The organism is Niveibacterium terrae (genome assembly GCF_048213115.1).
In the GTDB taxonomy this organism is placed as follows: Bacteria; Pseudomonadota; Gammaproteobacteria; order Burkholderiales; family Rhodocyclaceae; genus Niveibacterium; species Niveibacterium terrae.
This window is the reverse complement of the sequence record NZ_CP172404.1, coordinates 421181-443291: the sequence shown is the minus strand read 5'-3', so window position 1 is coordinate 443291 and position 22111 is coordinate 421181. Positions and strand designations below refer to the sequence as shown.

Sequence of the window (22111 nt, the reverse complement as noted above, 5' to 3'; positions counted from 1 at the left end):
GACGAGGCCTCCGACGCCCCGCACCCCTCGGGCAACATTCAGGCGAGACAGTTCCCGCCTAGGCTTTTTCCGGCTCGGGCACCATCGTGATCGCGCCGCACGGGCACTCCTCGGCACAGACTCCGCAGCCCTTGCAGTAGTCATAGTTGAACGCGTACTTGAGTCCGGCGCCGAGCTTGATCACCGCGTTGTCCGGACAGACTCCGTAACAGTTGTCGCACTCGAAACAGTTTCCGCAGGACAGGCAACGTCTTGCCTCGAACAGCGCGGTCTTCTCGTCCAGGCCGCCCTGAACCTCGTCAAAGCTGGTCTGCCGACGCGCCATGTCGAGGATAGGCCTCAGCGTCTTCGGCGCATCGGAGTAGTACCAGGTGTTGAGGCGCTCAAAGCTCGCGAGTTCGCGCTCGCTCTCGCCCTCATGGACCGCCCCGCGCAGCCAGGCATCGATGTTCCGCGCCGCGAGCTTGCCGTGCCCGATCGCGACGGTCACGGTGCGCTCGGACGGCACCATGTCTCCGCCGGCGAAGATGCCCGGATGGCCGGTCATCATGTTGGGGCCGACTTCGACGACGCCATTCGTGCAGACGAGGCCTGGAACGCCTTCGATCAGCGACAGATCGACCTCCTGACCCAAAGCCAACACGACGGTGTCGGCAGCCAGCGTCTCGAACTCCCCGGTCGGAACCGGGTGGCCTTCGGAGTCGAGCTCGACTTTCTCGACCTTGATCTCGCCTTCGCCGACTTCGGAGATCACCGAGAGCCATTTGACGATGACCCCCTCCTGCATCGCCTCTTCGAGCTCCAGATCGTGGGCGGGCATCTGGGCGCGGGTGCGGCGATAGACGATGATCGTCTCATCCGCGCCGAGCCGCTTCGCGGTCCGCGCCATGTCGATCGCGGTATTGCCGCCGCCGTAGACGACGACCCGCCGCCCCAGCTGCGGTTTCTCTTCGCCTTCCATGCCGCGCAGCACCGTCACCGCATCGAGGATGCGCGACGTCTCGCCGGCCGGGATCGCCGCGCGCCGCGCGCGGTGGGCGCCGACGGCGAGGAAAGACGCGTCAAAGCCTCCGTCCTTCATCGCATCGAGGATGTTGTGCACCCCGGCGCCGAGCTCAATCCTGACGCCCATCGCGGCAATCCGGGCGATCTCGGCGTCGAGCACTTCGCGCGGCAGGCGGTACTTCGGAATGCCGAAGCGCATCATGCCGCCGGCCGCCGGCCCCGCTTCGCGTATCGTGACCGAATGACCGAGCCGGCGCAGGTGATAGGCGGCGGCGAGGCCGGAAGGCCCGGCACCGACGACCAGAACGCGTTTGCCGCTGCGCACCTCGGGCAGATCGAATTGCCAGCCGCGGCGGATCGCCTCGTCGCCGAGAAAGCGCTCGACCGAGTTGATGCCGACCGCCGCATCGAGCTTGCCGCGGTTGCAGGCCCCTTCGCAGGGGTGGTAGCAGACCCGCCCCATCACGGCCGGGAAGGGATTGTCCTGGACCAGGGTGCGCCAGGCCTGCTCATAGTGGCCGCTCTCGGCGTGAAAGAGCCAGCCCTGGGTATCCTCTCCGGCCGGACAGGCATGGTTGCAGGGCGCCAGATTCTTGACATAGACCGGACGGAGGGTGCGCCAGGAGCCGGTCTTGTTCGCGAGCGAGGAGCCGACATCGAGCGTGATCGCAAAAGGCTTGTCCATCTTCTCCCCCTAACGGACGGTTTCAGTTTCGCCGGCCCCGAGCAGGCCGAAACGGCGGATGTTGGCATCGGCGATCGCCTGGTAGCGCGCGACGAGATCGGGACGCGGATGAGGGCCGAACAGGTGGCCGAAGCGCGTCTGCAGCTGCAGATAGGCCTCGACCGGCTGTTGATGGCGAATCGGCAGCACCGAAGTCACCTCCCCGGCCTCGGCCTCGAAGACCGGGAAGAGACCGGTCTCGCAGGCCAGACGCGCGAGCTTGATCGTCTCGTGGGAGGCCGCGCCCCAGCCCAGAGGACAGGGTACGAGGATGTGGATGTAGCGCGCACCGTGGAAAGTCATCGCCCGCCTGACCTTGTATTCGAGGTCGTGCAGATCGCCGACCGTCGCCGTCGCGACATACGGAATGCCGTGCGCCATCGCGATCCGGGGCAGATCCTTGCCCTGGCCGAAGACATTGCCCGGCTCCTCACCGACCGCCATCGTCGTCGCGGTCCGCGCCGCCGGAGGCGTCGCCGACGAGCGCTGCACGCCGGTGTTCATATAGGCCTCGTTGTCGTAGCAGATGTAGAGCACGTCATCGTTGCGCTCGAACATCCCCGACAGGCAGCCGAGGCCGATGTCAGTCGTGCCGCCATCGCCGCCCTGCGCGATCACGCGGATATGACTCTTCCCCTTGACCTTCATCGCCGCCGCGACGCCGGTCGCGACCGCCGCCGCGTTGCCGAACAGCGAGTGCATCCACGGCACCTGCCATGAAGTCTCCGGGTAGGGCGTCGAGAACACTTCCAGGCAGCCGGTCGCATTGACCGCGACCATCTGCCGGTCGGTCGCGCGCATCACCGCATCGATCGCATAACGCGCGCCGAGCGCTTCGCCGCAGCCCTGGCAGGCGCGGTGGCCGGAGTTCAGCGAGTTGGTGCGCCCCATGTCCGACTGCACGCAGCGGGCTTCGGGGGGCAGCAGGCGGTTGCCGACCGTGAAGGTTCCGGTCTGGTAGAACTTCAGTGCTTCAAAGCTCATCTCATTCCCCTCGGACAGTCTGAGCAGCGGCAAAGCGGTCGCGCAGCACGTTTTCGGCGATCGGCCCGGAGCGGCGGGAGGCGCGCTCGCGTTCGAGTTCGCGTTCGACGCAGGCCTGGTCGAGATCCAGGAAGTGCAGCGCTTCGAGCTTGTCCTGGTGGGCTTCGCCTATGGCCAGACGCAGCGCGGCACGCGTGATCGGCCGACCGCCCAGGCCGGCGATCACCGTATAGACGCGGGTCGCGAGCTGATCGAGCGCGAGCCGCACGTCGGTCGCGACGATTCCGCCCAGCCCCAGCGCAAAGCTCTTCTCGAGCACGATGACGCGGCGCGCCTTCGCGAGCGCGGCACGGACCGCCTCGGCCGGGAAAGGCCGGAACGAGACGATGCCCAGCACGCCAACCTTGATGCCCTCGTCGCGCATCGCATCGACGGTGTCCTTGATCGTGCCCAGCACCGAACCGAGCGCAACGACGATGGTCTCGGCGTCATCGATACGGTAAGGCCTGACCAGCCCGCCGCATTCGCGGCCGAAGATCGCCTTGAAGTCCGCGGCGAGCTTGGGCAGCTCGTCCAGCGCCTGAGTCTGCTTCACATGGGCCAGGTAGCGCACCTCGGTGAAGGCTTCCGGGCCGACCATCGAGCCGATCGAAACCGGCTCGTCGGGATCGAGGACCTGGCGCGGCGAGTAAGGCGGCAGGAAGGCATCGACCTGGGCCTGCTCGGGGATATCGACCTGCTCGTAGGCGTGGGTCAGGATGAAGCCGTCCATGCAGACCATGACCGGGACCGAGAGCTCCTCGGCCAGCCGGAAGGCCTGGATGTGCAGGTCGGCCGCCTCCTGGTTGGTCTCGGCGAAAAGCTGGATCCAGCCGCAGTCGCGCTGGCTCATCGAATCGCTGTGATCGTTCCAGATATTGATCGGCGCGCCGATCGCACGGTTGGCCAGAGTCATCACGATCGGCAGGCCCAGGCCCGACGCGTTATAGATCGCCTCGGCCATGAAGAGCAGACCCTGGCTCGCGGTCGCCGTATAGCTGCGCGCACCGGCCGCCGAGGAGCCGATCGCGACCGACATCGCCGCGAACTCCGATTCGACGTTGATGAACTCGCAGTGCGTGAGTTCGCCCCGCTTGACCCGCTCGCCCAGCGCTTCGACGATGTGGGTCTGCGGCGAGATCGGGTAGGCACAGATCACTTCGGGCCGGCACAGGCTCACCACCTCGGCAACGGCACGGGATCCTTCAGTCTGCTTCAGCACGGGCCGCCTCCATTTCTTCACGGACGATACGGAAAGCTTCGCGGGCCGCCGCGATGTTCGCTTCGGCGACCGCAGGCTTGAATTTCTCGCGCGCGGCCGCGGCGACCGACTCGATCGAGATCAGTCCGGATATCGCCGCGAAAGCGCCGAGCAAGGGTACGTTCGGCACGGGCCGGCCGACGTGCTGCAGAGCCAGAGCGGTCGCCGAGACCGTCGCGATCCGCTCGGGCCGGAAGCGCCGGGTGAGCTCTTCGAGACCCAGATCCTCGAGGCTGGAGTTTGTGTTCAGCAGCACATAGCCGTCCGGACTCAGCCCGGCGAACACATTGACCTGATGGAGCAGCGTCGAATCCTGGATGATCACCGCGTCCGGATCCATGACCGGCTCACGCAGCCGGATCGGCTTCTCGTCGATCCGGCAGAACGCGACAACCGGCGCTCCGGTGCGCTCGGAGCCGAAGCTCGGAAAAGCCTGGGCATGTCGCCCTTCGAGAAACGCCGCGATCGAAAGCATCTCCGCTCCGGTCACGACCCCTTGCCCTCCCCGTCCATGGATTCGAACCTGAAACATTGTGTCCCCCTTGTTATATTCAGGCCGCGCGGCTAGCTGGTGCGGCAGCATCCTTAAAGGAAGGACAGCTCTTTCCGTCCTGCAAGGAGCAAGCGCACCAGATTTGAGCCTGCGCAGATCGGACCGGGGGTGGTGCGGCGGCGCGCCCGGAAAAGTCGCTTTTGCACTATATTCGTGCCCTCGTCCGAGGCGATCGCCCTCCGCACCGCTTCTGTGCCAGGGCATGGAAATTGCATGCCTCCCGTCGTGCGACTCGCCCGACCGGGGCCCGCCTCCGCACTCTCTCGACAGGAATCACCGATCTCCATGCAGCTCCCCCCTCTCGCAGCGGTGCTCCTCGCGAGCCTGTTCGCTCTGCCCGCAGCTCGCGCCGCCACCGTGCCCGCCGGCACCCGTCTGCACCCGAAACAGGAAATCGTCCGCGACGTCGGCACCGAGCCGGCGACGCTGGATCCGAACAAGGCCGAAGGCGTGCCCGAACACACGCTGCTGATCGACCTGTTCGAAGGCCTGACCAGCACCGACGTCAAAGGCAATGTCGTGCCCGGAGTCGCCGAGAAGTGGGTCTCCAGGGACAAGGACAAGACCTGGATCTTCACGCTGCGCCGCAACGCGAAGTGGTCCGACGGCTCGCCGGTCACGGCCGACGACTTCGTCTTCGCCTTCCGGCGTCAAGTCGATCCGAAGACCGCTTCGCCCTATGCCTGGTTTCCCGGCAAGGCAGCCCACATCCTGAACGCCGCGGCGATCAGCGAAGGCAAGCTGCCGGCGGCGAAGCTCGGCGTCACCGCGATCGATGCCCACACGCTGAAGATCCAGCTCGACCAGCCGACCGCCTTCCTGCCCAAGACGCTGACCCACACCAGCATGCTGCCGGTACCCAGGAAGATCGTCGAAAAGTGGGGCGACAGATGGGTCGAGGCCGGCAAGCTGGTCGGCAACGGCGCCTACCGGATGACCGAGCGCGTCGTCAACGAGCGGATCGTCATGGTCAGGAATCCCTACTACTGGAACGACGCGAAGACCGTCCTCAACAAGGTCTCCTGGCTGATGCTGGTTCAGCCTTCGGCCGCCTATCAGCGCTACCGCGCCGGCGGCGTCGACATGACTTCGAACGGCGGTGTCCCGGTCGACCAGATCAAGAAGATCCGCGCCGAGATCCCGGGCGAGCTCAAACTGTGGCCCCAGCTGGGCACCTACTTCTACGAGTTCAATACGAAGGTCAAACCCTTCGACGACTGGCGGGTCCGCAAGGCGCTCTCGCTCGCGATCGACCGCGACATCATGACCCGGCTGGTCACGAACACCGGCGAGACACCCGCCTACAGCCTGACGCCTCCGGTCACCAACGGCTACCAGCCCATCGTCCACGACTTCGAACGCTTGAGCCAGGCGCAGCGGCTGGAGATGGCGAAGAAGCTGCTCGCCCAGGCGGGCTACGGCCCGAACAAACCGCTGACATTCCAGCTGCTCTACAACACGATGGATCTGCACAAGAAGATCGCGCTCGCATCGAACGCGATGTGGCGCAAGCTCGGGCCGATCAAGATCGAGCTCGTGAACCAGGAGTGGAAGACCTTCCTCGACTCCTGCATCCGCGGCGACTTCGTCGTCGCCCGCGCCTCGTGGGTCGCCGACTACAACGAAGCCTCGACGATGCTGGATCTGTTCACGACCGGTCACGGCCAGAACCACGGCAAGTACAGCAACCCAGCCTACGACAAGCTGCTGCAGCAGGCCAAGCTCGCGCCGGACGACGCGAGCCGGATCCGCTTCTACCAGCAGGCCGAGACCATCCTCGCCCACGACACGCCGGCGCTGTTCTTCTACTTCTACAGCAACAAGATGCTGATCAAGCCCTGGGTGCGCGGCTACGGACCCGACCCGATGGGCTACGCGATGAGCAAAGAACTCTACATCGCCGCGCACTGAGGATCTCCATGCTTAAATTCATCGCCAGGCGCGTCTTCCTCGAAGCGCTGCCGACCCTGCTGCTGCTGGCGACGCTGACCTTCTTCATGATCCGTCTCGCGCCCGGCGGCCCTTTCTCGTCCGAGATGAACGTGCCCCCGGAAGTGCTGGCGCACATCCAGGCCAGATATCACCTGGACCAGCCTCTGTGGCAGCAGTACCTCGGCTATCTGGGCGATCTCGCGCACGGCGATCTGGGCCCGTCCTTCAAGTACAAGGACTTCACGGTCAATGAGCTGGTCGCGAGTTCGCTGCCGGTCTCGTTCCGGCTGGGTCTGTTCGCGTTCGTGATCGCGCTTCTCGTCGGCGTCAGTGCCGGAGTCGTCGCGGCGCTGCGCCAGAACACCTGGATAGACTACGGCGTCATGACGATCGCGATGACCGGGGTCGTGATCCCGAACTTCGTGCTCGCCCCCATCCTCGCGCTGATCTTCGCGATCTGGCTCAAGATCCTGCCAGCCGGAGGCTGGGAAGGCGGGCGGGCGATCTACGTCGTACTGCCGGTCGCAGTGCTGTGTCAGCACTACATCGCGGTCATCGCGCGGATCACCCGCGGCAGCATGATCGAAGTGCTGGGCAGCCCCTTCATCCGGACCGCCCGCGCCAAGGGTCTGCCGACCGGCTACATCCTGCGCCGCCACGCGCTCAAGCCCGCGCTGCTGCCGGTGCTCTCCTACCTCGGTCCGGCCTTCGTCGGCGTCATCACCGGCTCGATCGTCATCGAGACCTTCTTCGGCATCCCCGGCATCGGCCAGCTCTTCGTCAACGGCGCGCTGAACCGCGACTACACGATGGTGCTGGGCCTGACGGTGCTGGTCGGCACACTGACCATCCTCTTCAACGCGATCGTCGACATCCTGTACGGCTTCATCGATCCGCGCATCCGCATCCATTAAGGTTTTACGATGACCCCAACCGCATCCGGACGGCTTCACTTCACCCGCCCCTTGCCGCCGCTGCCCGGCCTCGACGAGAGCCTGAACAGCCAGATCAAGAGCCGCAGCCTGTGGGCCGACGCCCGCCGCCGCTTCATCCGCAACCGCGCCGCGCTCGCCAGCCTCGTAATCCTCGCCGTCATCGTGCTGCTGTGCCTGCTGGGCCAGGGCCTGTCGCCGTACAACTTCGAGGATTCGGACTTCACCGCGATGCAGGCCGCGCCCGACTTTGAGGCACGGCACTGGTTCGGCACCGACAATCTGGGCCGCGACCTCTTCGTGCGCACGCTGCTGGGCGGCCGGATCTCGCTGATGGTCGGCGCGCTCGGCGCGCTGGTCGCGGTCGTGATCGGCACACTCTACGGCGCGATCTCCGGCTATGCGGGGGGCGCGACCGACAGCCTGATGATGCGTTCGCTGGAGATCCTGTCGAGCTTCCCGTTCATGTTCCTGGTGATCCTGCTGATGACCTTCTTCGGCCGCGAGCTGTGGCTGATCTTCATCGCGATCGGCGCGGTCAGCTGGCTCGATCTGGCGCGGATCGTCCGCGGCCAGACCCTGTCGCTCAAACGCAAGGAGTTCGTCGAGGCCGCACGGGTCTGCGGCGTAGCGAACTTCGCGATCATCCTCCGCCACATCGTGCCGAACGTGCTGGGCCTCGTCGTCGTCTATGCGACGCTGCTGGTGCCGTCGATGATCCTGTCCGAGAGCTTCCTGTCCTATCTGGGTCTCGGCGTTCAGGAACCGATGACCTCATGGGGCGCGCTGCTCGAACAAGGGGCGAAGGCGATCGAGACTTCGCCGTGGGAGCTCGCCTTCCCGGCCGCCTTCCTGGTCACGACGCTGTTCTGTTTCAACTTCATCGGCGACGGCCTGCGCGACGCCCTGGACCCCAAGGATCGCTGACATGAGTTCCGCCACACCACTGCTCGAAGTCGACAAACTGAACGTCCGCTTTTCGACTCCCGAAGGGGAAGTCGCCGCGGTCAACGAACTCTCCTTCTCGCTCGCGGCCGGAGAGTCGCTGGGCATCGTCGGCGAGTCCGGCTCGGGCAAGAGCCAGACCGCGTTCGCGCTGATGGGCCTGCTCGCGAAGAACGGTCGGGCGAGCGGCGAAGTCCGCTATGAAGGCGTCGACCTGCTGACTCTGTCCGATGCCGAACTGAACCGCCGGCGAGGCTCCGAGATCACGATGATCTATCAGGATCCGATGAGCTCGCTGAACCCCTATCTGACGGTCGGCGAACAGCTAACCGAAGTGCTGCGCTTCCACAAGGGTATGGATAGGGCCAGCGCGTTCGCCGAGTCGGTGCGCATGCTCGACGCGGTCAGGATCGCCGAGGCCGGCAAGAGGATGGCCATGTACCCGCACGAATTCTCGGGCGGCATGAGGCAGAGGGTCGTCATCGCGATGGCGCTGCTGTGTCGCCCCAAACTGCTGATCGCCGACGAACCGACCACGGCTCTGGACGTGACCGTTCAGGCCCAGATCCTCAGGCTGCTCCAGGATCTACGGCGCGACTTCTCGACCGCGGTAATCATGATCACGCACGACCTGGGCGTGATCGCCGGAGTCTGCGAAGAGGTTCTGGTCATGTACGCGGGCCAGGTCATGGAGCAGGGGCCGGTCAGCGAGATTTTCGCGTCCCCTTCCCACCCCTACACTCTGGGCCTGCTGCACGCGGTGCCGAGGATGGACGAAGCCCCCATCGGCGCTCGCCTGCCGACGATTCCCGGCAATCCGCCCAACCTGCTCGCGCTGCCGCCCGGCTGCCCGTTCGCGCCGCGCTGCGTGATGCGCGATCAGTCCTGCCTCGCGCCCGCACCGAGGCAGCAGTTCGCCACGTCGCGCCGCCGCGCCTGCCACCGCAGCCTCGCCGAAATCGCCGCCGCGGGAGGTGAGCGATGAGCGCACTGCTCGAGGTCCGCGACCTGCAAGTCCATTTCCAGGTCGGCCGGGAAGGCGCTATGCCCTGGTCGCCGGCGCGCACGCTCAAGGCCGTCAGCGGTGTCAGTTTTTCGCTGGCCGCCGGCGAGACTCTGGGCATCGTCGGCGAATCGGGCTGCGGCAAGAGTTCGCTGGCGCGCGCGCTGATCGGCCTGAATCCGATCAGCTCGGGTAGCGTCAAGTTCGAGGGCCGCGAACTCGCCGGCCTGGCGAATCGCGACTGGCGGAGCCTCAGGTCCGACATCCAGATGATCTTCCAGGATCCGCTGTCCTCGCTGAGCCCCCGACTGACGATCGGTCAGATCATCGCCGAACCGCTGCGCGCGCTTCGCCCGGAGACGCCGGAAGAAACGGTCAAGTCCGAAGTCGCGCGGGTCATGGAACGGGTCGGCCTGCTGCCCAATGTGATCAACCGCTATCCGCACGAATTCTCGGGCGGCCAGTGCCAGCGCGTCGGCATCGCTCGGGCCTTGATCGTCAAACCGAAGCTGATCCTCTGCGACGAACCGGTCTCGGCGCTGGACGTGTCGATCCAGGCCCAGGTCATCAACCTGCTGATGGATCTGCAACAGGAAGACGGCCTCGCTCTGCTCTTCATCGCGCACGACCTCGCGGTCGTCAAGCACATCGCCCGGCGGGTCATGGTCATGTATCTGGGCCGAACGGTCGAAGAAGCGGACGCGCAAACGCTGTTCGCCCATCCCGCCCACCCCTACACCCAGGCGTTGCTGTCGGCCGTACCGATTCCCGACCCCGGAAAGGAGAGGAACAAGACGCTGCAGATTCTCGAAGGCGATCTGCCCAGCCCGATCTCGCCGCCTTCGGGCTGCGCCTTCCGGACCCGCTGCCCGAAGGCCGATGCGTCCTGCGCCGCCTCGGCGCCCACGCTCACCGCGCTGGCCGGCGAGCACCGCGCCGCCTGCTTCAGGATCGCGGAGTGATCGCTGCGCTCGTCGCGCTGATCCTCGCCCTCGCCGCCGCGTTGACGGCGCTGTGGCGGCAGGCTCGGCGCAATGCCGAAGGCCGCCTCTGTCTCGCCGCCTGGCAGTCCCTGACGCGCAGCGACGAAGAACTGAAGAGCCTGATCGCGCGCTACGCCTCCGGCAGCGAGCAGGCGACGGCGCTCGCCCGGGCGCTCGCGATGAAACGCGCACTCGATCGCCGGCGCTCCGGCGCCCGTCACGACATCCACTCGCTCGCGAACCCGCAGATCCATCTCGTCGCGCTGGCCCGTGACGGCGCGGACTATCAGGTTCTGGACAGCGCGATCGCCCGGCTCGACCTCGACGCGCTGCAGGCGGCGGGGCTGCTCAGCGACGCCACTTCGGTGCTCGGCGGGCCGCGTGTCTTCGCGGCGGCACTGTCGCGCGAAGCCTTGAGGCGCTTCCTGTTGCCCGAGAACACCCCCTGGGCCGCGCCGACGCTGCGCTGGGTCCTGCGCCTGCCCGAATCGACAACGCTGGTCGTGGTCCGCGTGCAGGAAGCCACAGCCCCGATACAAATCGAAACCCAAAGCCCAAGCGCCGTTTAGCACTCGCTGACAGCGAGTGCTAATATCACGGCAACTGCTCTACTGGAGCCTGAACCGATGACAACGTCCCTCGCCTTTCCCGTCCCGTCCGCCCTCGGCAGCCTGGATCAGTACATCCAGACCGCGAACCGCTTCCCGCTGCTCACCGAAGAGCAGGAGATGGCCCTCGCCCGCCGGCTCCGCGACGAACAGGATCTGGACGCTGCCCGCCAGATGGTCATGTCCCATCTGCGCCTCGTGATCTCGGTCGCCCGCAACTACGTCGGCTACGGCCTTCCTCAGGGCGACCTGATCCAGGAAGGCAATATTGGCCTGATGAAGGCGGTCAAGCGCTTCGACCCGGATCGCGGAGTCCGCCTGGTCTCGTTCGCGATCCACTGGATCAAAGCCGAGATCCACGAATACATCCTGAAGAACTGGCGCCAGGTCAAGATCGCGACGACCAAGGCACAGCGCAAGCTTTTCTTCAACCTGCGCAGCATGAGAGCGGACAGCTCGACGCTGACGCCGGGCGAAGTCAGCAAAGTTGCCGAAACTCTGGGCGTCAAACCCGAGGAAGTGCGCGAGATGGAAACCCGCTTCTCGGGCGGCGACATCGCTCTGGAGCTGGGCCCGGAAGAGAACGAAGAGGGCCGCGTCGCGCCGATCGCCTATCTGGCCGATTCGCGCAACGAACCGACCGAAAGGCTCGAAGCGCGCAAACGCGACCGGCTGCAGAGCGAAGGCCTGGAGACCGCGCTCGAAGCGCTGGACGAACGCAGCCGGACCATCGTCCGCCGCCGCTGGCTCGCCGACGACGAAGCGGCGACACTGCACGAACTCGCCGCCGAATACGGCGTCTCCGCCGAGCGCATCCGCCAGATCGAAGCAAAGGCACTGCAGAAGATGAAGGGCACGCTCGCCGCCTACCTCTGACAGTCCGGGCGAATCCGCCCCACCGCCAGAACAAATGAAAAGGCTCCCGATCGGGAGCCTTTTCTTTATCAGGCCGCTTTTTGTTGCAGATATTCGGCGATCTCGGCGACCGATACGATCACCAGGTCGTGGCGGGCCGCGTAGTCGGCGAGCGTCGCGCCGCGCATCATCGTGCCGTCCTCGTTCATCAACTCGCAGAGGATCGCCGCAGGCTTCAGGCCGGCGAGCTCCGCCAGGCTCACCGAGCCTTCGGTGTGACCGCGCCGGCCGAGCACACGGCGATCGTGTGCGCGCAGCGGGAAGATGTGGCCGGGCCGCGCCAGATCAGAAGCCTGAGCACCATCGCGAATCGCGGCCAGCACCGTCGTCGCGCGATCCAGGGCCGAAACTCCGGTCGTCACCCCGGCGCGCGCTTCGATCGAAACCGTGAAGGGCGTACCGTGCGCATTGGTGTTGTGCGCGGTCATCATCGGCAGTTCAAGCCGGTCGGCGGCCTCTCGATCCAGGCACAAACAGACGATGCCACTGCAATCGCGAATGAAGCGGGCCATCCACTGCGGCGTCACATGCTCGGCCGCCATCACGAGATCGGCCTCGTTCTCGCGGTCGATATCATCGACGAGGATCACCGGACGGCCGGCGGCGATCTCGGCGATCGCCTGTTGAAGGGAAGAAGATCTTGCTGGGAACATGAAACACTCCTCAAGTTGACGGAAGGTTTCAGGGAAGCGTGGACGCGGCTGTGCCCAGCCCTGCCCTCGCCTTCTTTCATCCGGACTGTGACCGTCGGCGTCGGCATTGGACCGACTCTGCTGACCCGTCAGATGACGGCGCTCGCGGGCTCGCGCTATCAAAGCGCCTACCGCCGGTGGGGACTTTCACCCCGCCCTGAAGACGTGCCGGCATAGCTGCCGGTGACGTGATTCTACGCGCTACGGCCACCTCTATCCCGCTGGCGGCCATCGAGGCGTATTCCCCGTCTTCGCCGACCGCTCACTTTCAATATTCCTGCACATTTCCTGCGCAAAGCGCAGCCAAGCTTATCCGGAATTGCGGAGAGATTCGCACGTCGTTTTCAACTCTGCCGGAGCCGCCTGTGAACGCACCTCTGATCATCCCCCTGGGACTCGCCATCGCGCTGGCCGGCTGCGCCACCCAGACTCCGGTCACGAATCCGACCACGGCGCGCCCCTCGATCGCCCGCACCGCGCCCGAGCCGAACGGCTCGCTGTTCCACTCGGGATCGGCGATGATGCTGTTCGAAGACACGACCGCCCATCAGATCGGCGACCTGCTGACGATAGAGATCGCGGAAAGCCTGCTCTATAGCGACAAGACCGTCACCAAGGTCGACAACAAGAGCAGCGTCGCGGCGAAAGGCCCCGGTGTGACCGGGGTCGGCGGTCTGCTCAGGACCCTGCTCAACCTCAATGCCGACGCGTCAGGCAGCAGCAGTTTCGAAGGCAACGGCCAGGTTTCGAAGAACAGTTCGATCAGCGGCACGCTGACAGTCACGATCATCGACGTGTTGCCGAACGGCAATCTGATGGTCGGCGGAGACAAGCGAACCCTTTACGGCGGCGAGACGATCGCGCTGCGCTTCACCGGCATCATCAATCGCCGGGATGTCCGCCCCGGGAACGTGATCTCGTCGAAGAAAGTAGCCGACGCCCGCCTCGAGCAGATCGGTCAGGGTATCGTGACCGACGCGACGACGATGAACATGATGCAGAAGCTCTTCCTCAGCGTCATCAACGTCTATTGAGCTGTCCCGCTCGGGTTTCCGCTCAGCAGCTGATCGACGGCATAGGAAATCTTGACGCCGGTCGCGGCTTTCCGCCCCGGCTCCTTCCCGCCGCCCGGATAGGCTCCGGTCGCCAGGATCTTGCCGCCTCGCCTCAGCGACAGGAAGGCGGAATCGAGATACGGCCGGGTTTCGTCCCCCGCCGACCAGACCTTCTCCCAGGTTCGGCTCGCCGTATAGCTCAGGACCGCGTTGCAGTCTGAGGGTTCGGTTCCCGCGTCGAAGACCCGGCTGGTGACCCCGTATCTCTCCATCCTTGCACGCAGGGCGGGAAGCACCTCCTCATCGCCGACCTGCGGATTGAGCTCGATGCAGACGCTGCGGACATCGACTTTTTTCACCCCGACCTCCCTTTCCTTGTCGGTCGCCGACGCGATCTCCGCGGCACCGAGTCGGGCGCCTTCGACCAGTTCGCGGACCGGAATGGGAACAATCACGCACCCTTCGAGCAAGACAAGGCACAGGCACACGGCAATCGGAGTTTTCACGTCATTCACCCACACGGAAAAGAGAACAGCAGTCGCATAAATCCAAAGGTACGGACATTCTCGCTCAATCGGCGGAATCACACCGCATGTGACTCCATTGGTAATATTTTTGACGCCACATGCCTGCCCGGAATTTCGCAATCCTTGCACGAAATCTCCATGCTAGGATGATCTGAAACTGAACCGGCTCTACTCACCCGGCGATGCCACATCCATATTCTTCGCGGGTTTCCCTGCCCCGGGAATGGGTGCTGCCCTCTCTCGGGAGCCATTTTCCTTGCAAAGCGCTACCATATCTTACAATTCATGATTTTTTGACAGTCCGATATACACCCAGGTTTTCCGATGAAACTCTCGCGCATCTGCGCCAAACTGATCTTCCTCCTCGCGACGCTCAACGTCATAATATTCACCCTGCTTTATGCAATTGGGCTATGGAGTTTTCAGCGCAACTTCGCGCATTATCTTGAGCAAAAGGATTTGCAACAATTCCAGCCGATCGCCACGACGCTCGGCGAAGCCTATGCGCGTACGCCTTCGTGGCCGGCGCTGCTGGCCGATCGCAAAACCCAGAACTGGATCGCAGCCAGACTTGCGCCGGACTTTGGAATGGCCGGAAATCCCCCTCCCCCCCCGCATCGGGACGCCCCCCCTCCCCGGCTGTTGATTCTGGACGCGCAAGGCCGGCTCCTGCTCGGCCCCCGGCATTTCCCCGCGAATCTGGCGCGGATCGCAATCGTCGCGAAAGGCAGGACGGTCGGTTATCTGGGTGTGATACCCGCGCCCGGCTTTGCGATTGCGGCCGCCGAGCAGGCATTCTCCGAACAGCAGCAAAGAACTCTTGCCACGGTCGCGCTGGCCCTGCTGATCGCCTCCGGCCTGGGCGCGGCCGGAATCGCCCGCTGGATTGGCAGACCGATCGGAGAGCTCGCCCACGGCACCAACTCGCTGGCCAGTGGCAAATCCGGGGTCCGCATCCCAGTGCACAGCGGCGATGAATTCGGCCAGCTCGCCAGGCAGTTCAACGTTCTGGCCGAGACGCTGGATGCTAGCCGCAAGACAAGACAGGAGCGGATCGCCGACATCTCACACGAGCTGCGTGCCCCGCTGACCGTGCTGCGCGGCAAGATCGAAGCGATCGAAGACGGCATCCATCCGGCCAGCCCCGACAATCTGCGCTCGCTGGGCGAAGATCTGAAACGCCTCACCGCGTCGGTCGAGGACCTTCACCTGCTCGCGCTGGCTGCCCCCGCGGCCTTCGCCTGCCAGAGCGTTCCGGTTGCGCTCGATCCTCTGCTCACGCGACTGATCGCAAGCCACCGTCTGGCGATAGAGGAGGCAGGCCTTGCCTGCGAACTCTCGCTCCCGGAAGGCGTTTGGATCCAGGGTGACTCGACCCGCCTCGTCCAGCTCTTCGGCAACCTTCTGCACAACAGCCTGAGCTATACGGACAGCCCCGGGCAGATCCGGATCCGGATCGAACGCGAAGCCACAAACTGGAAGCTCGCCTGGGAGGATTCCGCGCCCGGGGTCACCGACGCCGAGCTCGACCGGCTGACCGAGCGACGCTACCGCAGCGCGGACGCCTCGCTGCGCCGAAAGGACGGCAACGGCCTGGGCCTCGCCATCGCCCGCTCGATCGCCGAAGCCCACGGAGCGAAGCTTTCGGCCAGGCACAGCAACCTGGGAGGCCTGCTCTGGCAAATCCATTTCCCCGTCAGCGAAGGGAGACCCTGTTGATGAACCACCCGATACTCGTCGTCGAAGACGATCCGATGATCGCCCGACTGCTCAAGGACTACCTGGTTGCCGATGGCTTCACGCCAGTCTGGCTCAAGCGCGGTGACGAAGTCAGTTCCTGGCTCGCAAACAACCCGACCGAACTGATGCTGCTCGACCTGACCCTGCCGGGACGAACCGGCATGGACATCTGCAGAGAGATCCGCAGCCGCTCGTCCTTGCCCATCATCATCATGAGCGGGCGCACCGATGAGTTCGATCGCCTGCTGGGGCTGGAGCTGGGCGCCGACGACTACATCTGCAAGCCGTTCAGCCCCCGCGAGGTCGTCGCCCGCATCCGCACCGTGTTGCGCCGCGCCGCACCGTCTCCCGCGCCCGAGCCGACCCACCTGACGCTCGACGAGGACACCTATCGCGCGCTGTGGGGCAAGCAGGATCTCGGGCTGACGCTGATCGAATTCCAGCTCTTGCGCCAGCTCGCTTCCCGCCCCGGCCGCCTCTTCACGCGCGCCCAGCTGATCGAAGGCATGTACCGCGACGACCGCGTCGTCACCGAGCGCACCGTGGACAGCCACATCCGCAAGCTGCGCCGCAAGATCGAAGCCGCCGCCCCGGACTACCAGCCGATCAAGGCGATGTACGGAGTCGGCTACCGCTTCGAGTAAAGCGCGCAGGGGAGGATTTATACTTTCAGGCTCCCGCAACGCCCCGGACGAAATCCGATGCAAAGAAAGACTCTGCAAGTCGGCGGCCAGACGCTGTCCTATCTCGACAACGAGCGCGCCGGCCCGACCCTGATCTGCCTGCACGGTCATTTCGGCTGCGCCGCGATGTTCTCGTTCATGCAGCACGTCCACGACGGCCGGCTGCTGCTTCTCGATCAGCGCGGCCATGGTCTGAGCGAGCATTTCCCGACTTACCGAACCGACGACTATGTCGATGACCTCGCGGCGCTGATCGCTCACGAACAGATCAGCGATCCCGCTCTGCTCGGGCACTCGCTGGGCGGAATCAACGCCTATACCTTCGCGGCCCGATACGGAAATGTCAGCAGGCTGATCATCGAGGACATTGGCACCGAGGTCGATTGCTCGAACGAATGGGTCCTCAAGCTGCCCCGCGAGTTCGCCACGGTTCTCGACGTGGAGCAGGCGCTCGCGGCGATCGGGATGGACTTCGAGCCCTACTTCACCGAGAGCCTGCGCTACGACGGACTCAAATGGCGCTACCTCTTCGACTACGACGGCATGGTCGTCTCGCAGCGGCAGATGAACGGAGACCACTGGCCGCAATGGGACGCGATCACCTGTCCCATCCTGCTGCTGCACGGCACCAAGAGCTGGGCCAGCAACACCGCCAACATCCTCGCGATGAAGGAGCGCAACCCGAACACGAGCCTGCTGATCTATGAAGGCGCTGGCCACACGCTGCACGACGAATGCCGCGAGCGCTTCTGCGCCGACGTCAAAAACTTCATCGGCAATTAGAAAGCAGATCGCCCTTTCGGGCGATCCGCTGTTCCGTCACTGCATCATCCGGTTGTTGCTTCGGTTATCGCGCTCGATCCGCTGATCGCGGCGCTCCTCCCTTTCCATCCTCTGGTTTTCGCGTTCGATCGGACGGACCTGCCGACCTTCGTTCGGATTCCTGACTTCGTGCGGGGCTTGGGCGCGTTCCGGCGCGCGCGGAGTCTCGATGGTCTGGGACGGTCTCGGCTGAGCGGCGCGGGAAGCGTCCTGAGCGCGCGGCGCCGTAGGCGGAATCGACTCCCGGATGCGCACCTCGCGGGCAGGCACGGTCTGGGTCGGAACCGTCTGCGTCGGCGCTGCGGGGAGCGGGCGTGAGCCCGGCCGGTTGTCGAGACCGGAATCGGAACGCCGGCCGGCAGCGCGCGGATCGTCGCGACGAAAATCGTCCCGCCCCTGCACCGCGGGATTGGGTTCATGGACGGGCTGGCGACCGTCGTTCAGCGGCCTCATCGTCGGCGCCGCCGGGATCGTTTTGTCCGGAGCCCGGTGCCCCGCTTCGTCGGAGGACCGCCCCCATGGACGCTGAGCGCCATCGGCGCCGCGCGCAGGCTCGGGCCGGGAAGGCTGAGACGGCATCGGGACGTTCTGCCGCGGCGAAGGCCTCGCCGGCTGAGCGCCCCAAGGCGACGGGCCGACCGGACGTTCCGGCAGGACCGGACGCTGGGCGACCGGAATGTTGCCGATCTGGCCGCGATCGACCGGCCGGAAGGCCGGGCCGACAGGACGCGCCCCGGAGAACACGGCGCCCGGCACGAAGGTCGCCGCGTCGGGTCGGCGCGCATAGCGATAGGAGTCCATCGGTCCGGGCTGCCCCGGACGAACGTTGTAGACATTGGTAATGTTGGTCACGTTCGTGACGTGGGAGACGTTCACCTGCCGCACATAGTTGATGCTGGCTCCATAGGCCGGGCGGTAGACCTCGGCGGGCCCCAGCGGGAACCAGCCAACATTGCCAACACCAATGCTGACATTGACGCCGACGTGCGGGCCGCCGCCGTAGAAACCGACCAGGGCCGGCGCATAGACCGGGCGGCGCTCGTAGCGACCCGGAACCCAGCCCCAGCGGCCGTGAAAGTCCACCCATCGGCCGTAGTGGAAAGGTGCGAAGCCCCAGGGGGCATCGTCGATCCAGGTCCAGCCCCACGGCCCTATCCAGGCCCAGTGACCGAAGCGATAGGGCGCCCAGCCGACCGCGACGCGCGGATACCAGATCGGCCCGTAGTCAGCACTGCTCTCCCAGCGTCCGTGATCGTCGAGCGCCTCGACGCCGGTCATCTCGGGCGAGACGTAACGTGCGGACGCCTGGCTGTCCTGTTCGCGGTTGCGACCATCGACCCAGGAGTCGAAAGCATTGCGCGTCGCGGCGCCCAGGCTAACGAAGCGCTGCGACGCGGTATCGATCTCGGCCTGCTGGCCACCGACCAGATCCATCTGCTCGCCGAAGCCGAGGATGCGGATCTGCCCGGAAAAGACCCGCAGAGTCGCGCGGCGGCGATTGGGGTCGAAGTCGAGCCGAAAGTCGCCGGGCTGGCGCACCTCGAACTGAATCCCGTCAGCACCGAGCAGGAAACGGTCGTTCTCGCCGAGGCTGCGCACCCTGGCTCGGAACGACCCGCGCGCGGCCTCGACGAGGACAGCCTGATCGTCGATCCGCGTAAAGTTCGCCTGGGAATCCCCGGCCAGATGGACGGCGGAACTGCCGATCCGGATCTCGGCCCGGCCATCGCGGTCGGCCCAGATCGCCCAGCCTGACGTGAGCGGATTGTTCAGGCTCGCCGCGGCCCAGTTCTTGTCACCGGGCGACCAGGTTTCGACGGAACCCGAGATCAGTGCAATCCGGCCTATCCGGCCCGGAGGATCGGCCGCTTCAACCGCGCCGACAAAACCGACCGCCAGCGCGAAAACAAGAGCGGTACGGAGGAAAAACTCTCGAATGCGCTTCATTGCGCGCTCCTCGTCAAGTCCCGGGTTCATGGCTGGCCCTGCTCGGCATAGGCACGGCCCCTGACCAGGCGAACCCGATCGCCGACCAGAAGGCGACCGATCTCCTGTTGGGAGACGATGCGCTGGCCACCGTTGTCGAGTTGAATCGTCAGCTTGTACCAGGAGCGCATCGCGGCAGGGGGCTCGTCGTACTCGGGGGCGCGAGCGCGCGCATTCTGCTCCTCGACCTGATTGCCGATCACGGCGCCGGCGATCACGCCGACCGCGGTCGCGACATCGCGGCCGCTGCCACGGCCCACCTGGTGGCCGACGACACCGCCGACGACGCCCCCTAGAACCGCTCCGGCCCCCGAAGTCTGCTCGGAAGGACGTGGAGCGACGGGCACAGCCTGTTCGACGCGCTCCATCGCGGTGATCCGCCCATGGCTCGCCCGCCAGACCGCGTCGGGATCCTCGTGACGGGCGTAAGCATAGGGATCGGGCGCCGCGCAGGCGGTGAGCAACGCAAACAGGGAAAGACTGATCAGCTTTTTCATCTTCGCATCCGGCAGACGGGAACTCGTCCCCACACAACGCCGCAGCTCACGGCCGCGCTGACCGTGAACGCATCGCAATGTGTAAGCGAAGTTGGGAAATGTGTCAGTCTCCGACCGGGGGCTTCGCCAGAGCGTCGAGCAGCTTCTGATGGACTCCGCCAAAGCCGCCGTTGCTCATCACGAGAAGGTGATCACCGCTCTTCGCACCGGCCACCGCTTCGGCCACCAGCGCGTCCAGATCGTCGAAGCTGTGCGCCTTCGCCCCCAGGGGCGCGAGGGCCGTAGCGGCATCCCAACCGAGATTGTGCGCATAGCAATAGACCTGGTCGGCCTCGGCAAGGCTGGCGGCCAGCTTGTCCTTCATCGTGCCGAGCTTCATCGTGTTCGAGCGCGGCTCCAGCACCGCGAGGATGCGGCCACCGCAGACGCGGCGGCGCAGCCCGGCGACCGTCGTCGCGATCGCGGTCGGATGGTGGGCGAAGTCGTCATAGACGGTGACTCCGCCAACCGTTCCGCGCACTTCGAGCCGCCGTTTGACGCCCTTGAAGCGGGCGAGCGAGGCGATCGCATCCGCCGGCCGGACGCCGACGTGGCGGGCCGCGGCGATCGCGGCGAGCGCGTTCATCCGGTTGTGCTCGCCGGCGAGCGTGATCTCACCTTCGCCAAGCGTCTGACCGGCCAGAGCGAAGCGTGCGCGCTCGACGCTGTCCCCTTCACACGCGTTCCAGCCCTGATCGACGCCGAACCACTCGATTTCGCTCCAGCAGCCGCGCGCGATGACCCGCTTCAGGCTCTCTTCGCGACCGTTCGCGACGATCCGCCCCTGACGGGGAAGGATCCGCACCAGATGGTGGAACTGGGTTTCGATCGCAGCCAGATCCGGGAAGATGTCGGCATGGTCGTATTCGAGATTGTTCAGGATCGCGGTCCGTGGCCGGTAATGGACGAACTTCGAGCGCTTGTCGCAGAACGCGGTGTCGTACTCGTCGGCCTCGATGACGAAGAAAGGCGAATCGGTCAGCCGGGCCGAAACACCGAAGTCCTGAGGCACGCCGCCGACCAGGAAGCCGGGATTCAAACCTGCGTCTTCGAGCAGCCAGGCGAGCAGCGACGAAGTCGTCGTCTTGCCATGGGTGCCGGCGACCGCAAGAACCCACTTGCCGGGCAGGATGTGCTCGGATAGCCACTGCGGCCCCGATGTATAGGGAAGCCCCCGGTCGAGGATCGCTTCGAGCAGCGGATTGCCGCGCGAGACCGCGTTGCCGACCACCCACAGGTCAGCGCCCAGTTCGAGCTGCTCGGGGCCATAGCCTTCGATCAGCTCTATGCCCTGCGCCTCAAGCTGGGTGCTCATCGGCGGATAGACGTTCGCGTCACAACCGGTCACTTTGTGACCGGCCGCTCGGGCCAGAAGGGCGATCCCGCCCATGAAGGTACCGCAGATGCCCAGAATGTGGATGTGCATGACAGCTTTGCGGCGCAGGAACGGATCCGGCGCGGATGTGTAGAATGAAGCGCAATTCTAGCCGACCCGGGCCTCCGTCCGGACGGCATCGCCTGGAGCGCCCGCCATGTCCCCTTGCGACGTCCCGGTGCACAACAGTCTGCGCCAGCACATCGCCGCCCTCGCCGCCCGTCTGATCTCCGAAGAAGGGATCACTGACTACGGCCTCGCCAAACGCAAGGCCGCCCGGCAGCTCGGAGTGACCAGGGGGGAAGTCATGCCCAGCGGCGCCGAGATCGAGGATGCGCTGCGCGACTATCAAGCGCTGATCCACGACGACGAGGACGATGAGCGGCTCGCGATGATGCGAGAGACGGCGCTGGAACTGATGCGCCTATTCCCGGCCTGGCGGCCGGCGCTGACCGGAGCCGCCCTCGATGGCACCGCGAACGGCTTTTCCGAAGTCGAGATCGACCTGTTCGCCGACAGCGCAAAGGAAGTCGAGATCGCGCTGCTGAACCGCGGAATCGTCTATGAGCATCGCGAGATCCGCCGCCCCGGCCCCGACGCGCCGGAAGCGATCCTCGTCTTCGACTGGGATGAGGTTCCGGTCAAGCTCTGCGTCTACGGCCCCTTTGCCGACCGGATGCCGCGCCGCAACGGTGGCGAACGCGTCCGCATCTCCGCCGTCGAGGCGATGTGCGCGGCCCGGAACAGCCAAAAGTGAGTGAATGGCAGAACTTCGCCGAAACCCTCGAAAAATCAGGCTTTATCAGCGTTT

At 65.4% G+C, this 22111-nt stretch carries 21 protein-coding genes and 1 riboswitch; of the genes, 12 read left to right on the top strand and 9 right to left on the bottom strand.

Annotated elements, in window-relative coordinates; all coding sequences use genetic code 11:
* Positions 1-58: 58 nt before the first annotated feature.
* The 4 genes from ACHFB9_RS02065 to ACHFB9_RS02050 are packed head-to-tail and all read right to left on the bottom strand — an operon-like array spanning position 59 to position 4488.
* Complete coding sequence (locus ACHFB9_RS02065) at positions 59-1690, bottom strand: NAD(P)-binding protein (RefSeq protein WP_417069323.1); 1632 nt, start codon at positions 1688-1690, stop codon at positions 59-61.
* A 9-nt stretch (positions 1691-1699) separates the two neighbouring features.
* A complete protein-coding gene (locus ACHFB9_RS02060; protein ID WP_417069322.1) occupies positions 1700-2713 on the bottom strand; it encodes a thiamine pyrophosphate-dependent enzyme in 1014 nt (337 codons plus the stop codon).
* 1 nt (position 2714) lies between these two features.
* A complete protein-coding gene (locus ACHFB9_RS02055; RefSeq protein ID WP_417069321.1) occupies positions 2715-3974 on the bottom strand; it encodes a transketolase C-terminal domain-containing protein in 1260 nt (419 codons plus the stop codon).
* The gene (locus tag ACHFB9_RS02050) at positions 3958-4488 is read right to left on the bottom strand and encodes a 2-oxoacid:acceptor oxidoreductase family protein (RefSeq protein WP_417069320.1); all 531 of its coding nucleotides are present in this window, start codon (positions 4486-4488) and stop codon (positions 3958-3960) included. Before ACHFB9_RS02050 ends, ACHFB9_RS02055 begins: the two co-directional genes overlap by 17 nt.
* A gap of 363 nt (positions 4489-4851) precedes the next feature.
* On the opposite strand from ACHFB9_RS02050, the gene ACHFB9_RS02045 reads away from it, so the two are divergent.
* The 7 genes from ACHFB9_RS02045 to rpoH are packed head-to-tail and all read left to right on the top strand — an operon-like array spanning position 4852 to position 11845.
* Positions 4852-6477: a peptide ABC transporter substrate-binding protein gene (locus ACHFB9_RS02045; RefSeq protein ID WP_417069319.1), complete on the top strand. Its 1626-nt coding sequence runs from the start codon at positions 4852-4854 to the stop codon at positions 6475-6477.
* A gap of 8 nt (positions 6478-6485) precedes the next feature.
* On the top strand, positions 6486-7412 hold the full coding sequence (gene oppB / locus ACHFB9_RS02040; protein WP_417069318.1) for an oligopeptide ABC transporter permease OppB: 927 nt from the start codon (positions 6486-6488) through the stop codon (positions 7410-7412).
* A gap of 9 nt (positions 7413-7421) precedes the next feature.
* A complete protein-coding gene (oppC, locus tag ACHFB9_RS02035) occupies positions 7422-8357 on the top strand; it encodes an oligopeptide ABC transporter permease OppC (RefSeq protein ID WP_417069317.1) in 936 nt (311 codons plus the stop codon).
* A 1-nt stretch (position 8358) separates the two neighbouring features.
* Entirely contained in the window at positions 8359-9360 is a 1002-nt protein-coding gene (locus tag ACHFB9_RS02030) for an oligopeptide/dipeptide ABC transporter ATP-binding protein (RefSeq protein WP_417069316.1), read from the top strand.
* Positions 9357-10340: an oligopeptide/dipeptide ABC transporter ATP-binding protein gene (locus ACHFB9_RS02025; RefSeq protein ID WP_417069315.1), complete on the top strand. Its 984-nt coding sequence runs from the start codon at positions 9357-9359 to the stop codon at positions 10338-10340. The genes ACHFB9_RS02030 and ACHFB9_RS02025 overlap by 4 nt, the downstream gene beginning before the upstream one ends.
* Complete coding sequence (locus ACHFB9_RS02020) at positions 10337-10930, top strand: hypothetical protein (protein ID WP_417069314.1); 594 nt, start codon at positions 10337-10339, stop codon at positions 10928-10930. The genes ACHFB9_RS02025 and ACHFB9_RS02020 overlap by 4 nt, the downstream gene beginning before the upstream one ends.
* 57 nt (positions 10931-10987) lie before the next feature.
* Entirely contained in the window at positions 10988-11845 is an 858-nt protein-coding gene (gene rpoH / locus ACHFB9_RS02015) for an RNA polymerase sigma factor RpoH (protein ID WP_417069313.1), read from the top strand.
* Between the two features lie 68 nt (positions 11846-11913).
* Here rpoH and ribB read toward each other — a convergent pair whose 3' ends face one another.
* On the bottom strand, positions 11914-12537 hold the full coding sequence (gene ribB, locus ACHFB9_RS02010; RefSeq protein WP_417069312.1) for a 3,4-dihydroxy-2-butanone-4-phosphate synthase: 624 nt from the start codon (positions 12535-12537) through the stop codon (positions 11914-11916).
* A gap of 64 nt (positions 12538-12601) precedes the next feature.
* Positions 12602-12745: riboswitch (FMN riboswitch) on the bottom strand.
* Positions 12746-12941: 196 nt separating this feature from the next.
* On the opposite strand from ribB, the gene ACHFB9_RS02005 reads away from it, so the two are divergent.
* Entirely contained in the window at positions 12942-13610 is a 669-nt protein-coding gene (locus tag ACHFB9_RS02005) for a flagellar basal body L-ring protein FlgH (RefSeq protein WP_417069311.1), read from the top strand.
* On the opposite strand, the gene ACHFB9_RS02000 is transcribed toward ACHFB9_RS02005, so the two are convergent.
* Entirely contained in the window at positions 13604-14086 is a 483-nt protein-coding gene (locus ACHFB9_RS02000) for a hypothetical protein (RefSeq protein ID WP_417069310.1), read from the bottom strand. The two genes, ACHFB9_RS02005 and ACHFB9_RS02000, sit on opposite strands and share 7 nt — an antisense overlap.
* A 396-nt stretch (positions 14087-14482) precedes the next feature.
* Here ACHFB9_RS02000 and ACHFB9_RS01995 point away from each other — a divergent pair, with 396 nt between their 5' ends.
* Genes ACHFB9_RS01995 through ACHFB9_RS01985 form a run of 3 tightly spaced genes read left to right on the top strand, consistent with a single transcriptional unit; the run spans position 14483 to position 17364 of the window.
* On the top strand, positions 14483-15877 hold the full coding sequence (locus ACHFB9_RS01995; RefSeq protein ID WP_417069309.1) for an ATP-binding protein: 1395 nt from the start codon (positions 14483-14485) through the stop codon (positions 15875-15877).
* Complete coding sequence (locus ACHFB9_RS01990) at positions 15877-16542, top strand: response regulator (protein WP_417069308.1); 666 nt, start codon at positions 15877-15879, stop codon at positions 16540-16542. Before ACHFB9_RS01995 ends, ACHFB9_RS01990 begins: the two co-directional genes overlap by 1 nt.
* 57 nt (positions 16543-16599) lie before the next feature.
* Positions 16600-17364 carry an alpha/beta fold hydrolase gene (locus ACHFB9_RS01985; RefSeq protein WP_417069307.1) on the top strand — a complete coding sequence of 255 codons (765 nt, stop codon included), beginning with the start codon at positions 16600-16602 and terminating at the stop codon, positions 17362-17364.
* Positions 17365-17400: 36 nt separating this feature from the next.
* On the opposite strand, the gene ACHFB9_RS01980 is transcribed toward ACHFB9_RS01985, so the two are convergent.
* From ACHFB9_RS01980 to mpl, 3 genes are all read right to left on the bottom strand, one after another.
* Positions 17401-19350, bottom strand: a complete 1950-nt coding sequence (locus ACHFB9_RS01980) for a DUF6600 domain-containing protein (protein ID WP_417069306.1) — start codon at positions 19348-19350, stop codon at positions 17401-17403.
* 26 nt (positions 19351-19376) lie between these two features.
* Positions 19377-19886 carry a glycine zipper 2TM domain-containing protein gene (locus ACHFB9_RS01975; protein WP_417069305.1) on the bottom strand — a complete coding sequence of 170 codons (510 nt, stop codon included), beginning with the start codon at positions 19884-19886 and terminating at the stop codon, positions 19377-19379.
* A 103-nt stretch (positions 19887-19989) separates the two neighbouring features.
* Entirely contained in the window at positions 19990-21351 is a 1362-nt protein-coding gene (mpl, locus tag ACHFB9_RS01970; protein WP_417069304.1) for a UDP-N-acetylmuramate:L-alanyl-gamma-D-glutamyl-meso-diaminopimelate ligase, read from the bottom strand.
* 106 nt (positions 21352-21457) lie between these two features.
* Between mpl and ACHFB9_RS01965 the strand changes: the two genes are divergently transcribed.
* Positions 21458-22057, top strand: a complete 600-nt coding sequence (locus ACHFB9_RS01965) for a hypothetical protein (protein ID WP_417069303.1) — start codon at positions 21458-21460, stop codon at positions 22055-22057.
* Positions 22058-22111: the final 54 nt, after the last annotated feature.

Excerpts from the sequence above, each read along its gene's own strand:
- ACHFB9_RS02065 (WP_417069323.1), bottom strand. The coding sequence starts at position 1,690 with ATGGACAAGCCTTTTGCGATCACGCTCGATGTCGGCTCCTCGCTCGCG.
- ACHFB9_RS02060 (WP_417069322.1), bottom strand. The coding sequence starts at position 2,713 with ATGAGCTTTGAAGCACTGAAGTTCTACCAGACCGGAACCTTCACGGTC.
- ACHFB9_RS02050 (WP_417069320.1), bottom strand. The coding sequence starts at position 4,488 with ATGCTTTCGATCGCGGCGTTTCTCGAAGGGCGACATGCCCAGGCTTTT.
- ACHFB9_RS02045 (WP_417069319.1), top strand. The coding sequence starts at position 4,852 with ATGCAGCTCCCCCCTCTCGCAGCGGTGCTCCTCGCGAGCCTGTTCGCT.
- oppB (WP_417069318.1), top strand. The coding sequence starts at position 6,486 with ATGCTTAAATTCATCGCCAGGCGCGTCTTCCTCGAAGCGCTGCCGACC.
- oppC (WP_417069317.1), top strand. The coding sequence starts at position 7,422 with ATGACCCCAACCGCATCCGGACGGCTTCACTTCACCCGCCCCTTGCCG.
- ACHFB9_RS02030 (WP_417069316.1), top strand. The coding sequence starts at position 8,359 with ATGAGTTCCGCCACACCACTGCTCGAAGTCGACAAACTGAACGTCCGC.
- ACHFB9_RS02025 (WP_417069315.1), top strand. The coding sequence starts at position 9,357 with ATGAGCGCACTGCTCGAGGTCCGCGACCTGCAAGTCCATTTCCAGGTC.
- rpoH (WP_417069313.1), top strand. The coding sequence starts at position 10,988 with ATGACAACGTCCCTCGCCTTTCCCGTCCCGTCCGCCCTCGGCAGCCTG.
- ribB (WP_417069312.1), bottom strand. The coding sequence starts at position 12,537 with ATGTTCCCAGCAAGATCTTCTTCCCTTCAACAGGCGATCGCCGAGATC.
- ACHFB9_RS01995 (WP_417069309.1), top strand. The coding sequence starts at position 14,483 with ATGAAACTCTCGCGCATCTGCGCCAAACTGATCTTCCTCCTCGCGACG.
- ACHFB9_RS01990 (WP_417069308.1), top strand. The coding sequence starts at position 15,877 with ATGAACCACCCGATACTCGTCGTCGAAGACGATCCGATGATCGCCCGA.
- ACHFB9_RS01985 (WP_417069307.1), top strand. The coding sequence starts at position 16,600 with ATGCAAAGAAAGACTCTGCAAGTCGGCGGCCAGACGCTGTCCTATCTC.
- ACHFB9_RS01980 (WP_417069306.1), bottom strand. The coding sequence starts at position 19,350 with ATGAAGCGCATTCGAGAGTTTTTCCTCCGTACCGCTCTTGTTTTCGCG.
- ACHFB9_RS01975 (WP_417069305.1), bottom strand. The coding sequence starts at position 19,886 with ATGAAAAAGCTGATCAGTCTTTCCCTGTTTGCGTTGCTCACCGCCTGC.
- mpl (WP_417069304.1), bottom strand. The coding sequence starts at position 21,351 with ATGCACATCCACATTCTGGGCATCTGCGGTACCTTCATGGGCGGGATC.
- ACHFB9_RS01965 (WP_417069303.1), top strand. The coding sequence starts at position 21,458 with ATGTCCCCTTGCGACGTCCCGGTGCACAACAGTCTGCGCCAGCACATC.